We start from the raw sequence: 15,790 nt of genomic DNA on the forward strand, positions 1-15,790 counted from the left end.
CATGAGGATATTAATAAAAATGATGAGGATATTAAATGTGAATCCAGCGCCATTTGCGACATAATGAAGCTGTAGTTAATTAATCCACCAGGGGGCAATAAAAATGAAAAAGTGGACAGCAGCGATTATGATCGGTGCACTTGCGGTTACGGCAGCAGCATGCGGAAACTCAAACGGTGAGGGAAGCACTAGCGGCTTGCCAAAGGCAGGAGTTGCGATTTATAAATTTGACGATACATTCATGAGCGGCGTGCGCAATGCTATCGATTCAGCGGCAGAAGGTAAGTTGGCAGTAGATATCGTAGATAGCCAAAACTCGCAGCCAACACAAAATGATAAGGTTGATCTATTTATTACGAAAAAAGTAAAAGCGATGTCGGTCAATCCGGTTGACCGTACGGCTGCAGGCATCATTATCGATAAAGCTCAAAAAGCAGACATTCCAGTCGTGTTCATCAACCGTGAACCGCTTGCTGATGATTTGGCAAAATGGGATAAAGCTTACTTTGTAGGCGCTAAAGCGGAAGAGTCCGGTACGATGGAAGGCGAAATCGTTGCTGAGTACTGGAAAGCACATCCGGAAGCGGATAAAAACGGCGACGGCGTATTGCAATACGTTATGCTAAAAGGCGAGCCGGGACATCAGGATGCTGAGCTTCGGACGAAGTTCTCGATTCAAGCAATTCAAGATGCAGGCATTAAAGTAGAGAAGCTAGCTGAAGATACAGCGATGTGGGATCGCGTTAAAGGCCAAGAAAAAATGGCGGCATTCCTTTCTTCCAAAGGCGACAGCATCGAAGCTGTTCTAGCTAATAATGACGACATGGCGCTTGGTGCAATCGAAGCCTTGAAAGCTGCTGGCTACTTCAAGGACGATAAATTTATGCCGGTTGTCGGCGTAGACGCAACAGATCCTGCAAACCAAGCTTTGAAAGAAGGAACATTGCTCGGAACGGTTCTGAACGATGCGGCGAACCAGGGTAAAGCAACAGTTGAGCTCATGCGTGTACTTGCGGCTGGCGAAACGCCAACGAAAGAAAACACTGGCTTTGAAATTACAGATGGCAAATATGTTTGGATTCCATACCAAAAAGTAACGCAAGAAAGCAAATAATACGAGTAGACAGATAGATAAACAAGAAGCAGGGGAATAACGTCACTTGCGTTGCCCCTGTTTTTTTTCGCCCGCTTGCTAGGTGGGCTGGATAAAAGGAGGCTATACGATGGCAAAGCAGCATCCTTATTTGCTTGAAATGAACGGGATTACGAAGACGTTTCCAGGTGTCAAAGCGCTAGATGATGTAACGCTGAAGGTACGTCCCGGCACAGTTCATGCTCTAATGGGAGAGAATGGTGCAGGCAAATCTACATTAATGAAATGCTTGTTTGGCATTTATAAGCCGGATGCCGGCGAGATCTTCTTGGATGAACAGAAGGTCGATATTAAAAACTCAAAAGACGCATTGAACCACGGCGTCTCAATGATCCATCAAGAGCTTCACCCGGTGCCGCAGCGCAGCGTGATGGAAAACATTTGGCTTGGCAGATTTCCGGTAAAAGGCTTTCCCCCTTTCCGGTTTATTGACCATAAAAAGATGCACCGCGACACGGTAGCGTTGTTCGAGGATTTAAATATGACGATCGATCCGAACCAGCTTGTCGGCGAATTGTCGGTATCCAAAATTCAATCGCTTGAAATTGCCAAAGCGGTATCGTTTAACTCGAAAATTATCGTAATGGATGAGCCGACTTCATCGCTAACAGGCAATGAGGTAGAGCAGCTGTTCGCTATTATTAACAAGCTGCGGGCACGAGGCGTCTCCATTATTTATATTTCGCACAAAATGGAAGAAATATTACGCATTTCGGATGATGTGACGATTATGCGTGACGGTAAATATATCGGCACTTGGCCGGCTCCCGAGCTGACCATCGATACGATTATTACCCGGATGGTTGGCCGTGATCTATCGGACCGGTTCCCAGAGCGGACGAACAAGCCTGGCGAGGTCATGCTGCGGGTGGATGGCTTAACGTCACCGCACGCACACTCCTTCAAAGACGTTTCGTTCGAGCTTCGCAAAGGAGAAATACTTGGCGTAGGCGGACTTGTCGGCGCGCAGCGTACAGAGCTGATTGAAGCGCTATTCGGTATTCGTTCCGTGAAATCGGGCACGATTTACAAGAATGGCAAGCCAATTACGGTGAAATCGCCAATTGACGCGAAGAAGCACAAAATCGCGCTGTTAACGGAAGAGCGGCGGGTAACGGGCATTTTCCCAGTATTGTCTGTCATGGAGAATACCGCTATCGCAAATCTGGGTATGTATCAGAATCGCTTTGGCTTCCTAGACGAAGCGAAGATGAGAAAAGAGGCGGCGAAAGGCGTCGAGAAATTCAAAACAAAAACGCCGTCAGTCGATCAGCTTATTCGCAACTTGTCGGGTGGCAATCAGCAAAAGGTGCTGTTGGCTCGTTGGCTGCTGACCGATCCGGACATTTTGCTGCTGGATGAACCGACGCGGGGCATCGACATTGGCGCTAAATACGAGATTTACAGCATTATTATTGAGCTGGCGAAGCAAGGAAAGAGCATCATTATGATTTCGTCGGAAATGCCGGAGCTCATTGGCATGTCTGATCGCATCATGGTCATGTCGGAAGGACGCTCGACTGGCATTTTGGAAGGCCAGTCAGCGACCGAACAAAGTATTATGCGGCTGGCAGCACAGACAGGCTAATGATGAAGGATTTAAGGAGGTTTACGACAAATGGACACAGCTAAAGGCATAAAGATAAAACATGCATTTTCGCAAAACGCAATTTGGATTGTACTTGTCGCATTAATTTTAGGAATCGCCATTATTGATGCAAACTTTTTGTCTATAACAACGCTTAGAGATATGCTGGTGCAGTCCTCGACGAGGGTAATCATCGCATTAGGTGCTGCTTTTGTGCTTATTACTGCAGGTACTGACTTGTCGGCAGGACGCGTAGTCGGCCTCAGTGCGGTCGTATCCGCATCGATGCTGCAAATGCCTGATTACGGCAGCAAGTTTTTCCCTAACCTGCCGCAGCTGTCGCTCATCATCCCGATCGCCATTGCGATTATAGTTGGCTTGTTAGTGGGGCTCTTGAACGGCTTAATCGTAGCAAAGTTTAACGTTCCGCCGTTTATCGCAACGCTCGGTACAATGGTTGCGGTGTATGGTATGAACTCTCTTTATTTCGATTTGCCGCCGAACAACTCGCAGCCAATCGGTGGTCTACGTAAGGACTTTACAGAGATTGGAACAGGCGCCATTGGCGGCGGCCAATTCTCGATTCCTTATATCGTTCTTATCGCTATCTTCGTAGCGTTCATCGTATGGGTTGTTTTCAACAAAACGCGTCTTGGCAAAAACATGTACGCCATTGGCGGCAACATTCAAGCCGCTCATGTATCCGGCATTAACGTTGCTCGCAACCTGATGTGGATCTACGCGATTGCCGGCGCTTTGTATGGTCTGGCGGGCGTGCTGGAAGCTGCGCGTACAGGCGGAGCATCGAACAACTACGGTAATATGTACGAGCTTGATGCTATCGCAGCTTGTGTGGTCGGCGGAGTGTCAACGACCGGGGGCGTAGGCCGGGTGAAGGGGATCATCGCAGGTGTTCTCATTTTCACTGTCATCAACTACGGTTTGACTTTCATCGGCATCAACCCGAACTGGCAGCTGATCATCAAAGGCTTGATCATCGTCGTTGCCGTTGCATTCGATATTCGCAAATACGTTGCGAAAAAGTAATACAAGCAGGAAGAAGGAGCTGTCCCATAAGGTCGATGACCTTGGGCAGCTTCTTTTTTGTATGTATGAGGTGGTTTACAGGTTCCTATTGCATGAAAGGCAATAAGTTACGGCGTTGAGCAGTTTATATTAGGTTATGCCTCCAATCACGCTGCAAACATATTTAGCCACGCCATCCTCATCGTTGCTTTCCCCTACGAGGGTCGATAATGCGATAAGCGCGGGATGCGCATTGGACATAGCGACCTTGGTTCCTGCTGCTTCAAACATGCCCAAATCGTTCAGATTGTCTCCGAAAACGGTAATTTCCTCAGGCTCGCATTGCATCAGCTTAGCCCATTGCAGCAGCCCCTCCTTTTTGTTTGCCTTACTATGGCTGAACTCCAGGAAATAGTGATTCTCTATGTATTGGTCCTTCATGAGATGAATATGAACCTTATCTCCGAACGTCTGCTGCACCATCTCCTTTATGGGCTCCAATTCTTCAAGCAGCCCAATATAGGTCACTATAAGCGTGCGAAACGAAGCCGAGCATGCGAGCTGCGGCATTTCGCCAAAGCGGGGATCGTTAGGGCGGCTCTCGAAAAATTTCATATCCCCGGTTCGAGTCAGTTTTTCGTGCAGCACGCGTTCTTTATCTTCCTCATCCAGCGCAAATAAAAACGGGAGCAGACCATGCGTTCTTCCTAAGCTTATGATTTCATCCGTGGTTTCATTGTCGAGCCAATAGCCGCCAATGACCTTTAATGACTGCGGATCAAAAATGACGGCTCCATTATACAAAACAATAGGATATTTCCACGGAATGACTGAGACGATTTTGTTCGAGCTCATATAGCTTCTTGCAGTAGCATAGCTAATGATCATTCCTTCGTTCAAAGCGCTGCATAATACGTTTTTCGTATATTCGGACAAGGTGGCATCCGATTTCAGAAGCGTTCCGTCAAGATCGGTAAGGAAATGTTTAATCGCCAAAAATAACGCCTCCCATGTACAGCTAATTTAATTCTATTGAACTAACGCTATCTCTAACCATTAGCAAATCTAAGTAAGATGGGACATAGCGCCGGACCACGCTTTTGCTAGCAAGCGAATGCCCGTTCAACGTCTCTTTCCGTCATGCCTCCAAAGCTTAGTATAAGCTTTGTCATAATCTTCCATCAATCACGAGAAACTAAATAGAAAGAAGGAGTGTTTCCTATATTAGCCGTTGCATTTGCCTTCATATTACCTTAACATTAGTGTTTAAGTAAGCCGTCATGCCTTGACGGTTTATTTTTATTTTCGGAGCAAGTGTTGATCTCTAAGGAGTGAAGGATCTTGAAGCTTATATCCACCCGTTACAATTACGATAGATCGCCGTTTATTTTCTTATTTGTTGTTATGATGCTGAAAATGGCCCTGTTTCGCCAATTCGTCTTTAATGGCATTCAGGCAGATCGCCTGCTTACGGATGCGGCAGCCGTGCTTGCCTTGTTATTAATAGTCGACGTCATAACCTCCGCGAAATGGAGAGGGACGGTATTCGGGATACTGAATGCGGTGCTGTCGCTTCTCCTATTCGCTTCAACCGTATATTTTAGCTACTATGGCACGGTGCCTACCTATACCGCGCTGCACGGACTGGATCAGGTGCTGCAAATTCGGACAAGCGTAGGATCGATTATTCAAGTCAAATATTATTTATTTTTTGTTGATGTTATTGTGTTGGCTCTGCTGTATATGATAAAACGTGTACGGGGCACGCGCAGCGAGGGCAGAAGACGCGTCGTTCGGCCTTTGATCGCAAGTATTGCTGCTGTTTTGTGCGTCGCTGTATCGGGCGGATACATCTGGTCAGGCAGCTCTATCCCAAATGAGATTGTGCAAGCTGAAAGCCTAGGCTTTCTAGATTATCAGGTGGCCGCTGCGATTAAAGCGAATCAGGAGCAAAACGCGATTAAGAATGGAAGCGTGGAAGAAACGGCTGCTAGCGCAGAGGCGCTTCAAATTTCTTATTTTGACCAAGCAGGGGCTGCGGTGACAGCAGGTACGCCGAACTACTTTGGCTTCGCCAAAGGAAAGAACGTCATCGTCGTTCAGCTGGAGGCATTTCAAAACTTTACGATTAATCTATCGGTTGGAGGACAAGCTGTTACTCCGGTTCTGAATCAGCTGGCGAAGGAGAGCTTCTACTTTCCGCATTTCTTTCAGCAAATCGGGCAGGGCAACACGTCGGATGCCGAGTTCATGTCGAACACTTCCATCTATCCGACCGGCGTTATGGCTATGTCCACCGGCTATGGCGACAGAATCGTACCCAGTATGCCGAGATTGCTTGGAGACAAGGGCTATTCCTCGAACACCTTTCATATTAATGATGTAACGTTCTGGGATCGCAACCGGATGTATCCTGCATTAGGATTTGAAGCATACTATGATAAGCCGTCTTTTAAAAACGATCATTTCAATTCCTTTGGCGCCTCAGACGAGGAGCTATACAAGGTTGGGCTGGAGAAGCTTCAAGCGCTGGATCAGCAAAATAAACCGTTCTATGCGCAGTTTGTAACGACGTCCAGCCATCATCCGTTCAAGGTGCCGAGCAAGCTCCAGCGGATTAAGATGCCGGATTCGCTGCAAGGCACGCAGCTAGGCGATTATTTGACCGCAATAAACTATACCGATTATGCGCTCGGAAAATTTATTGATGGACTTAAAGCGAGCGGGATGTGGGAAAACACGGTGCTGGTCGCATACGGCGATCACTCCGGCCTTCAGGAGAAGGACAATGATCCAGCATGGGTCAGCGAGCAGCTTGGCATAAAATATGACAGTCAAGTCAGCCGCTTCAACATTCCGTTGTTCATCCATGTACCAGGTGAAGACGGGAAGGTGGTCGAGCAGGTAGGCGGCCAAGTGGATATTATGCCGACGCTTTCTAATTTGCTTGGCATTTCCCTCAAGGAGGAAGGCTATACGGCCTTTGGCCATGATTTGCTCAATACGACGCAAAATGTAGTCGGTATGCGATATTATTTGCCGACGGGTTCGTTTTTCAACAACGATATTTTGTTCGAGCCAGGCAAAGGATTCGAGGATGGCACGGCTACCGATATCAGGACCAAGGAGCCGGTAGCCGATTTCAGCCAATACCGCGAGGATTATGATTATATATTGGAGCTCATGAAGCTTTCGGATGAATATGTCCGTTTGCTGCCGAAGCGAGCGCCTTAAAAAAGATAGAGCGCCTCTTGTCCATTAGGACGAGGGGCGTTTTTTTCATCCAAGAAGCAATTATAAGCTTTAATGCAAGGTGGGAATGAGTTAAGATGGAATTAGCTCTATCCGATTATTCTATTTCATTAAACGTAAGGAATCGATGAGACATGCGAATTGGTTTTTTTGATTCAGGGATTGGCGGGCTTACCGTGCTGGCGGAAGCGCTCAAACGGCTCCCTGACAAGGATTTTCTTTATATGGCGGACACCCTTCATGTTCCCTATGGCACGAAACCGAAGGAAGACGTGAAGGCATACATTTTCGATACGGTTGGCAAGATGATGAATGAAGGAATGGACGCGTTAGTCGTAGCTTGCAATACGGCGACCAGCATTGCCATTACGGAGCTTAGGGAGCGTTACTCTCTTCCGATCGTAGGCATGGAGCCTGCGGTTAAGCCGGCGGTGGAGATGAACCGTGCAACGGGCAAAAGAGTGCTCGTCTTCGCCACGCCTTTAACGCTGCAGCTGCCTAAGTATTATGCGCTCGTCTCCCGCGTGGATGATATGGGGATCGTGGATTCGCTGCCTCTGCCGGAGCTTGTCCATTATTGCGAATCGCTGCAATTCGATAAACAAATTATGAATGAATATTTCAGGTCCAAGCTCTCTAATTATGATTTGAATGATTACGGCATCATTGTGCTTGGCTGCACGCATTACCCTTTCTACAAGGATATTTTGCGAGAGCTGCTTCCGGCTCATATCGAGATTGTAGACGGGAATGTCGGGACGGTGAAGCGTCTGCACGCCTTATTGAATCGTTACGGCATCGCCGGTGGCGGCGGCAGCGGGAACGTGCGATTTATGTGTACCGGCAACGAGCCGGCCTATATCGATAAAATGCAGACGGCGCTAGCCTTCTTGCGCGAAAAGGATGCTATGACGGAGACGCTCCCCAATTAACGATGCAAATAGGCGGACGACGCTCATGCTTGAGTGTTGTCCGCCTATTCGAGTTAATGGGCTGTCTATTTCGATGCTTCGGCTTCAATATCCTCTATCATAAGCAGGACAGGGCAATGGTCGCTTCCCAAAATATGAGTATCGATTTGCGCATCGATAAGCAGCGGGCTCAGCCTTGATGAGGCTAGAAAATAATCAATGCGCCACCCGACGTTCCGCTCGCGAACCTTCGGCATGTAAGACCACCAGCTGTACACATCCGCACGATCCGGGTAAAAATGTCTGAACGTATCGAGGAACCCAGCCTCCAGCAGCTCCGTCATCTTGCCTCGCTCTTCTAACGTAAAGCCTGAGTTGCCCAGATTCGGTTTCGGATGCTTCAGGTCGATCTCCTGATGCGCCACGTTCAGATCGCCGCATACGAGTACAGGCTTCACGGTATCCAGCTGCTGCAGGTAGCTGCGGAACCGATTTTCCCATTCCATTCTGTAATCGAGTCTCGTCAGGTCGCGCTTCGCATTAGGCGTATATACGTTAACGAGGTAGAAGCCGTCGAACTCAAGCGTGATGACACGCCCTTCGGGCTCCGAGTTTTCCTCTATGCCGTAGTGCACGGATAGGGGCTTTATTCTCGTGAACACGGCAGTGCCGGAGTAGCCTTTCTTAATCGCATAATTCCAATACTGGAAATACGCCTCGCCCAGCTCCATGCTGATTTGCCCATCTTGCAGCTTCGTCTCTTGCAGGCAAAAGATATCGGCGTCTGTTTCTTTGAAGTAGTCGTTAAAGCCTTTGGTTACGCATGCTCTAAGACCGTTTACGTTCCAGGATACGAGCTTGATCATCATTTATCTCCTTGCGTTTTCTATCATTTATTTACTAGTTTAGCATAAAGGAGCTCCTATGTTCGAACTAAAAACGTATTTCGCCAAGTCTCAGAAAGACATTCGTTTAGAATTCGGAACAGATATAGAGGTATGTGAGAGATTGCATAAATACGAGCGGGAAAAGCTGCATATGGATATGGATGATGACACGCAACTATGGAACTTCGTTCATTTTAGGGATGTCGACGTTATACATTCTCCTATGAAAATCACGATCAAATATAAAGGCGAATCTATTATTGATTTAGACAACCCGTCTGCTTCAGGCAACGGTCTTTGGTTAGATTATTTAGCATGCTTAGAAAAGTACATGGTTAATAAACGAGCTGTAACTCTATATGGATATGAGTGTGAGATGAGCATGACGGCGAGCGGCGACAATGAATTGAAGTTTTGCATTTACTCGGCTCACTTCAAAGAGGCGCTCATTTCCGTAGTGCTGCCCGAACTGGAATTTGTCGAAGCGCTGCTGAGCGAACTGAAGCATATTTGGACTAAAATGGAGGAACATGGCCTATTCGAAACGGCAGCAAGAGCATCAACTAAAAATATCGGCTTAGGTGCGGACATCTTCAAACGTATTGAACAATGTGAGCTTCATATCGTTAAGCGTTAACATGATTAAATAGGATTCTCTTATTACAGCTAGTTTGAGGCAGAAAGGGGAAGAACATGAGCAAGGTCAATAAGTTGAATTCGCTAACCCACTACAAAATGATGCTAAGCCGCTATCTGCTACCTCGAAAGAAGTCGCTGTTTGCGCTTGCGCTGCTCCTTTTTTCCTCGATCGGACTGCAGCTGATCAATCCGCAAATTATTCGGTATTTTATTGATACCGCCCAATCGGATAAAGCGCTGGAGCCGCTTTACTACGCTGCGGCGCTGTTTATCGGATTCTCGCTCATCCAGCAGCTTATTTCGGTTACCGCAACCTATGTGAGCGAGAACCTCGCTTGGCGAGCGACGAACCAGCTGCGCGGTGACCTTGCCGAGCATTGTCTAAAGCTGGATATGTCTTTCCATAAATCGAATACCTCGGGATCCATCATTGAGCGTGTCGACGGGGACGTTAATGCGCTTGCCAACTTTTTCTCCAGCTTCATCATCCATTTAGCAGGCAACCTGCTGCTTATGCTGGGCATTATCATTTTGTTATTCCGTGAGAATGTGCTTATCGGCGCAGGGATGCTGCTGTTTGTTGTGTTCGCGATGCTAGTCATTCAATGGATTCGCAAATTTGCAGTGCCGGTATGGGCAAAATGGCGCCAAATCAACGCCGAGTTTTACGGCTTTATCGGCGAGCATCTGGAAGGCACGGAGGACACGCGGGCGAACGGCGCGACCGGCTTTGTCATGAACCGTTTCTACGCGCTGCTGCGCCGCATGCTTCCGCTGCGGAGAAAGGCGTTTCTCGGCTTCTCATCGATGTGGATCACGACGATTATCGTTTTTGCGCTAGGTAACGCGATGGCTTTTGCCATAAGCGCGTATCTGTGGAAGGCTGGCAGCCTCTCCATCGGAACGGTCTATCTCATCTTCTATTACACGGAGCTGCTGGCGAAGCCTATTGAAAAGATAAGGACGCAATTCGAAGATTTGCAAAAGGCGGACGCAAGCCTGCTTCGCATCCGGGAGCTGCTTGCTACGGCTCCAAGAATCGAGGACGGGCCGGGCGCGAAGCTACCGGCAGGTCCGCTGGCGGTAGAGCTGGACAATGTCACCTTCGGCTATGACGAATATCCGACACTTGAGGAGCTGCAGCTTCATTTGAAGCCGGGAGAGGTGCTTGGACTGCTTGGACGGACAGGAAGCGGGAAGACGACGCTGGCGCGCCTGCTGCTTCGCTTCTATGATCCGCAGCAGGGAAGCATTAAGCTGAGCGGTACGGATATTAGGCAGTGCAAGCTCATGGAGCTGCGCTCAAAGGTGGCGCTCGTAACGCAAAACATTGAAATATTGCAAGGAAGCGTACGGGACAACTTGACCTTCTATGACGATAGCATTTCTGACCAAGACATTGTTCTTGTTCTGCGCGAGCTGGGGCTTCGAAGCTGGTATGAGTCGCTGCCGGAAGGGCTTGATACGCCGCTCGCATCGGGCGGGGGCAGCCTGTCGGCGGGAGAAGCGCAGCTGCTTGCCTTTGCAAGAGTGTTTCTAACGAATCCAGGCCTCGTCATTCTTGATGAAGCCTCATCCAGGCTCGATCCGCTAACCGAATATCGGATGGAGCAGGCAATCAGCAAGCTGCTGAGTAATCGCTCCTGCATCATTATTGCGCACCGACTCGCCACGGTGCAGCGGGCCGACCAGATCGTTATTTTGGAGCAAGGACGCATCGTGGAGAGCGGGCCAAGGATAAAGCTCGCTTCCGACCCGGGATCACGGTTTAGCCAAATGCTTGCGGCTGGACTAGAGGAGGTGCTGGCATGAGCACGTTTATGTATATGTGGCGTTTGATATGCTACCGCAAGGCATGGTACATCACCAATGCGCTCGTCTGGACGATTATTTACTTAATGCCGATTTTTCCGGGACTTATTACGAAAGCTTTTTTTGATTCTTTAACGATTGATTCAGCCGCCGGCTATGGAACATGGGGGCTGATCGCGCTGCTGATAGGCGCCGCGCTTGCCCGCAGCGCCACAGTGCTGATCGGGTTTATAACGGATGTGAATTTTCGGTTCCGGATGGGCATGCTGCTGCGCCGCAATTTATTGGAGCACATATTGAAGGAGCCGGGAGCAAGGGCGATACCTTGCTCGCCTGGCGAGGCCATCAGCCACTTTCGCGACGATGTCGATCAGTCTGAGGAAGCGGTAAGCTGGTCCGTTGACGTGTTCGGCATGACCTGCTTCGCGCTCGTATCGTGCTTTATTCTCATTCGAATCGATGCGCAAATGACGCTGCTCGTCTTTTTGCCGCTGGTGATCGTCGTTATTGCGGCGCAGCTAGCGACGACTAGGCTGCAAAAATATCGTTCGGAGAGCCGTGAATCTACAGCGAAGGTAACGGGTGCGATTAGCGAAATGTTCGGCAGCGTGCAGGCTATTCAAGTAGCAGGCGCCGAGAAGCGGGTAATGGCAAGATTCAGAGAGCTGAACGACAATCGCCGCAAAACGATGCTGAAGGATAAGCTGATGACCGAGGTGCTGGATTCGATTTTCTCCAACTCAGTGAACCTCGGCACGGGGCTGATTCTACTGCTCGCCGGACAAAAAATGCGCGGGGGAGAATTTACGGTAGGCGACTTTTCTTTGTTTGTTTACTACCTGACCTTTGTCACACAGTTCATTTCGAATTTCGGCAAGTTCCTCACTTATTTCAAGCAAATGACCGTTGCGCTGCTTCGTTTGACAGGCATTTTGCAGGGCGCTCCGGCTCAGGTGCTGACGGCCGATCATGAATTGCATTTGCGCGAGGACGCCTCGAAGACAACCACTTCGGAGCAGCCTGCAAGCATGCGGCTAGAACAGCTTGAGGTCAGCGGATTAACGTATATATATCCTGAGACCGGAAGAGGAATTACGGATGTCGACTTCACGCTGAAGCGCGGCTCCTTTACGGTCATTACTGGCCCAATCGGCTCTGGCAAAACGACGCTGGTGCGAGCCTTGCTGGGACTTCTGCCGCAAGATAGCGGGACGATTCGTTGGAACAGATCTGAGGTAAAGGATGCCGGCTCGTTTTTTGTTCCGCCGCGGAGCGCTTATACGGCTCAAGTGCCAAGGCTCTACAGCGATACGCTGCGCGAGAACATATTGCTTGGCCATTCGGATAAGGATGGCCAGCTGGCAAGAGCGCTTCATACGGCGGTGCTGGAGGACGATCTAGGGCATTTGCAGGATGGACTCGATACGGTCATCGGGCCTCGCGGGGTGAAGCTCTCCGGCGGTCAGGCACAGCGAACGGCTGCGGCTCGGATGCTTGTCCGCGACAGCGAGCTATACGTATTTGATGATCTCTCCAGCGCGCTGGACGTAGAGACCGAGCAGAAGCTCTGGTCCCGACTATTCCGCGAACGCGGCGATGCAACATGCCTTGTCGTCTCGCACCGCAAGACGGCTCTTGCGCAGGCTGATCATATTATCGTAATGAAGGATGGACGAATCGAGGCGGAAGGAACGGCAGAGAGCCTGCTTGCTTCGAATGAATCGTTTCACAAGCTATGGCATGGTGAAGAGAGCTAGCGAATCCATTTTATTTGGTTTCCCGCAAGGCAAGCTATTGCAAGGCTGCTAAACCATAATCAGGAGGTATTCAAATGAAGCAAATGGAGCAACAAAGCGGCGAAACGGTCAAAAGTCCGATATTGAACAAGGTAGGATCTATTTTTGTTCCGGTTAAGGATATCGAGAAATCGCGGGATTGGTATTGCCGGCTGCTCGGACTTCCGAATGATTGCGAAATAATGAATGGGCATCTTTGTCCATTGCCGATGCAGGGCACCGGCCTTATTTTGGATACGATGCCGATGTGGGGCGGGAAGGAGCCTGGCGGAGCTCCTAATCTAAGGACGCCGGCTTTTATGCTAATGACGAATGATCTTAAGACATCTTATGATTTTGCTGTCGCCAATCAGGTGAACCTTGTAACGGATATTCAGCATGATCATTGGTTTGTCATTAAGGACCTGGATGACAATATGCTTATGATTTGCAGGGAGTAACAAGCGATAGGATTGCAAAATAGGGCTGGGTGCCTCTCCCATTGGAGAAGGCACTCGGCTTTTTGCTTTATAAAAGTTAGTTGACATCCACTTACCCTAATGATAGGATGAATATATACTAATTATAGGATTCACAAAATTAAGATATATAGCAAGAGAGGAGGCTAAATCATGAAGATGAACGTATATACGCCATTGCAGCAAGCGACGGGCTCCTTTGAAGGAGGCAGAATCATTGAGCAGAAGCCGATCGGGTTCCCTCAGGATTTGGGTGCGGTTAAGCGGGTTGGGCCTTTATTTTACTGGGCTTGGGCACATGCCATGGAGGGTGGCAGCATTGGGCTTCATCCGCATAAAGGGTTTGAAATTATGACCTATGTCGTGAATGGGCAAGTCTCGCACGGAGACACGCTTGGAACGGAAAGCACCGTAGGTCCTGGCGGCGCTCAAGTGATGCAGACAGGTTCCGGCGTATCGCATCGCGAGAAAATAGATGGGCCTGACGCTGAGATCTTTCAAATATGGTTTGAGCCCGATCTGGAGGAAGCGATCAAAAGGAGACCTACCTACAACGAATATGTTGCCGAGAACTTTCCTTGGGCTAATAATGATCACGTTCAGAAGAAGACCATTCTTGGTGAGGGATCTCCCATTCATTTGGTAACGGATGCACAAATGTGGGATATTTCATTGGACGCTGGCAGCGAGTATGAGCACACGATTCCTGAAGGCTATTCCATCGCAGCATTAGCCATTCGAGGAAATGGCAAGTGGAGCATAAGGGGAGAAACGACTTCATTCCAGCATAAAGACTTTACCGTGCTGGAGGCAGGCAGTACTCAGTCAGAGACGGTACGCTTGGCAAGCGAGCAGGAAAAAGTACGCATGATCGTCATTCAACTGCCGAATCAAGTCGCTTACGAGCTGTATCAGCGTTAATCATTTCGAACATAAACATTTGAGGAGATGAGCAGGATGTCAACGATTAAACTAGCTATTATCTATTACAGTGTAACGGGAACGAATTATCAAATGGCGCAATGGGCTGAGGAAGGCGCAAAGGAAGCGGGCGCTGAGGTGAGAATTTTGAAGACCCCGGAGCTGGCAGACGAGGAAGCGATTCAAGCGAATCCGATTTGGAGGGCGCATGTTGCTGCGACGGTGGAAATTCCTGAAGTTTCCTACCAGGACTTGGAATGGGCTGATGCGATTATTTTCAGCATCCCGTCTCGTTTTGGCGGCATGCCGGGTCCGGTTAAGCAGTTTTTGGATTCGACGGGCTCGCTGTGGTTTAATGGCAAGCTTGTCAATAAAGTCGTAAGCGCAATGACCTCGGCTCAAAATGCGCACGGCGGACAAGAGCAAACGATTCTTAGCTTATACACCTCGATGTATCACTGGGGAGCGATCGTCGCTGCGCCAGGCTATTCAAGTCCTGTTACCTTCGAAGCTGGCGGCAATCCATATGGAACGAGTGTGACGGTTCAGGGCGGGAAAATGGTGGAGGACGTCAAAGTAGCGGTTGAATACCAAGCGAAACGGACCGTAAATGTAGCGCAGTGGGTAAAGCTCGGACAAGCTCAAGCGTAAGCTTAAAGGAGCTAAAAAGGAATGAAGAGGCGGCGTGAGGCTTGCCTCTTTTTTTTGTGTGTAAGGCTTCTGTTGGCAAGCAAAAGAATAAGAGATAAGATAGGGCTAGAGTGATGCTGCATGCATCTTTTACTATGGAAATGCAAAGGGGAGCTAAGGCAAATCATGCTGAATATAAATCAACGCTTGCTGCAGATGGAACAGGAAGAGCAGGAGCTTCGCTTTGAGACCTTTACGAATGATACAGCATTGGAGTTAGGCTTGGAGATTGTGGAGGAGGCGCGTCGCAGCGGCAAGCGCATCACGGTTGATATTACCCGGTCAGGCCAGCGATTATTTCTGCATGCAATGGAAGGTACAACGGTGGAGAACGAGGACTGGATTCGCCGCAAAAATAATGCAGTAAAACATTTTGGCACAAGCTCTTGGCATGTGGCCTGCAGGCTTCGCAATGAAGGAACGACGATGGAGGAGAAGCATGGGCTACCTCTTGCCGATTATGTAGGAGCTGGAGGGGCGTTCCCGCTTATCGTTGAGGGTGAAGGGCAGATCGGCACGATTACCGTATCCGGCTTGCCGGACCAGGAGGATCATGATCTGCTTATTTCCGTGCTGCGCCGCTACTTATCGAAGTAACTAATGACGCATTTTAAAAGCCAAGTATTGATTTTAACTAATATAAGCGACATAAGTGGG

Annotated in this window: 14 protein-coding genes; 12 read left to right on the top strand and 2 right to left on the bottom strand. The window is 48.9% G+C overall.

Translation table 11 applies throughout. The features are described 5' to 3' along the window. Nucleotides 1-103: 103 nt before the first annotated feature. The 3 genes from HI950_RS16005 (at nt 104) to mglC (ending at nt 3,788) form a co-directional block, all read left to right on the top strand. Nucleotides 104-1,114 (top strand): galactose ABC transporter substrate-binding protein, encoded by a 1,011-nt coding sequence (locus tag HI950_RS16005; protein ID WP_169085821.1) that lies wholly within the window; start codon nt 104-106, stop codon nt 1,112-1,114. A 109-nt stretch (nt 1,115-1,223) separates the two neighbouring features. Continuing rightward, nucleotides 1,224-2,741 carry a sugar ABC transporter ATP-binding protein gene (locus HI950_RS16010; protein ID WP_169085823.1) on the top strand — a complete coding sequence of 506 codons (1,518 nt, stop codon included), beginning with the start codon at nt 1,224-1,226 and terminating at the stop codon, nt 2,739-2,741. A 30-nt stretch (nt 2,742-2,771) separates the two neighbouring features. Continuing rightward, on the top strand, nt 2,772-3,788 hold the full coding sequence (mglC, locus tag HI950_RS16015; protein WP_169085825.1) for a galactose/methyl galactoside ABC transporter permease MglC: 1,017 nt from the start codon (nt 2,772-2,774) through the stop codon (nt 3,786-3,788). A 129-nt stretch (nt 3,789-3,917) separates the two neighbouring features. On the opposite strand, the gene HI950_RS16020 is transcribed toward mglC, so the two are convergent. Then, nucleotides 3,918-4,763 (bottom strand): Cof-type HAD-IIB family hydrolase, encoded by an 846-nt coding sequence (locus HI950_RS16020; RefSeq protein WP_169085827.1) that lies wholly within the window; start codon nt 4,761-4,763, stop codon nt 3,918-3,920. Nucleotides 4,764-5,108: 345 nt separating this feature from the next. On the opposite strand from HI950_RS16020, the gene HI950_RS16025 reads away from it, so the two are divergent. Together HI950_RS16025 and murI are read left to right on the top strand one after the other, a co-directional pair. Then, nucleotides 5,109-7,001: an LTA synthase family protein gene (locus HI950_RS16025; RefSeq protein WP_317618384.1), complete on the top strand. Its 1,893-nt coding sequence runs from the start codon at nt 5,109-5,111 to the stop codon at nt 6,999-7,001. 152 nt (nt 7,002-7,153) lie between these two features. Continuing rightward, nucleotides 7,154-7,951: a glutamate racemase gene (murI, locus tag HI950_RS16030; protein WP_169085830.1), complete on the top strand. Its 798-nt coding sequence runs from the start codon at nt 7,154-7,156 to the stop codon at nt 7,949-7,951. Nucleotides 7,952-8,016: 65 nt separating this feature from the next. On the opposite strand, the gene HI950_RS16035 is transcribed toward murI, so the two are convergent. Continuing rightward, the gene (locus HI950_RS16035) at nt 8,017-8,793 is read right to left on the bottom strand and encodes an exodeoxyribonuclease III (RefSeq protein ID WP_169086108.1); all 777 of its coding nucleotides are present in this window, start codon (nt 8,791-8,793) and stop codon (nt 8,017-8,019) included. 175 nt (nt 8,794-8,968) lie between these two features. On the opposite strand from HI950_RS16035, the gene HI950_RS16040 reads away from it, so the two are divergent. The 7 genes from HI950_RS16040 (at nt 8,969) to HI950_RS16070 (ending at nt 15,730) form a co-directional block, all read left to right on the top strand. Next, nucleotides 8,969-9,454 (top strand): hypothetical protein, encoded by a 486-nt coding sequence (locus HI950_RS16040; protein ID WP_187768105.1) that lies wholly within the window; start codon nt 8,969-8,971, stop codon nt 9,452-9,454. A 56-nt stretch (nt 9,455-9,510) separates the two neighbouring features. Next, nucleotides 9,511-11,268: an ABC transporter ATP-binding protein gene (locus HI950_RS16045; protein ID WP_169085834.1), complete on the top strand. Its 1,758-nt coding sequence runs from the start codon at nt 9,511-9,513 to the stop codon at nt 11,266-11,268. Beyond that, complete coding sequence (locus HI950_RS16050; RefSeq protein ID WP_169085836.1) at nt 11,265-13,025, top strand: ABC transporter ATP-binding protein; 1,761 nt, start codon at nt 11,265-11,267, stop codon at nt 13,023-13,025. The genes HI950_RS16045 and HI950_RS16050 overlap by 4 nt, the downstream gene beginning before the upstream one ends. Before the next feature lie 74 nt (nt 13,026-13,099). Next, on the top strand, nt 13,100-13,504 hold the full coding sequence (locus HI950_RS16055) for a VOC family protein (protein WP_169085838.1): 405 nt from the start codon (nt 13,100-13,102) through the stop codon (nt 13,502-13,504). A gap of 171 nt (nt 13,505-13,675) precedes the next feature. Further along, nucleotides 13,676-14,443: a pirin family protein gene (locus tag HI950_RS16060; protein WP_169085840.1), complete on the top strand. Its 768-nt coding sequence runs from the start codon at nt 13,676-13,678 to the stop codon at nt 14,441-14,443. Between the two features lie 36 nt (nt 14,444-14,479). After that, the gene (gene wrbA, locus HI950_RS16065; protein WP_169085842.1) at nt 14,480-15,094 is read left to right on the top strand and encodes an NAD(P)H:quinone oxidoreductase; all 615 of its coding nucleotides are present in this window, start codon (nt 14,480-14,482) and stop codon (nt 15,092-15,094) included. A gap of 165 nt (nt 15,095-15,259) precedes the next feature. Next, entirely contained in the window at nt 15,260-15,730 is a 471-nt protein-coding gene (locus HI950_RS16070) for a heme-degrading domain-containing protein (RefSeq protein ID WP_169085844.1), read from the top strand. Nucleotides 15,731-15,790 lie beyond the last annotated feature (60 nt).

This window comes from Paenibacillus sp. PL91 (genome assembly GCF_012935325.2).
Lineage (GTDB): Bacteria > Bacillota > Bacilli > Paenibacillales > Paenibacillaceae > Pristimantibacillus.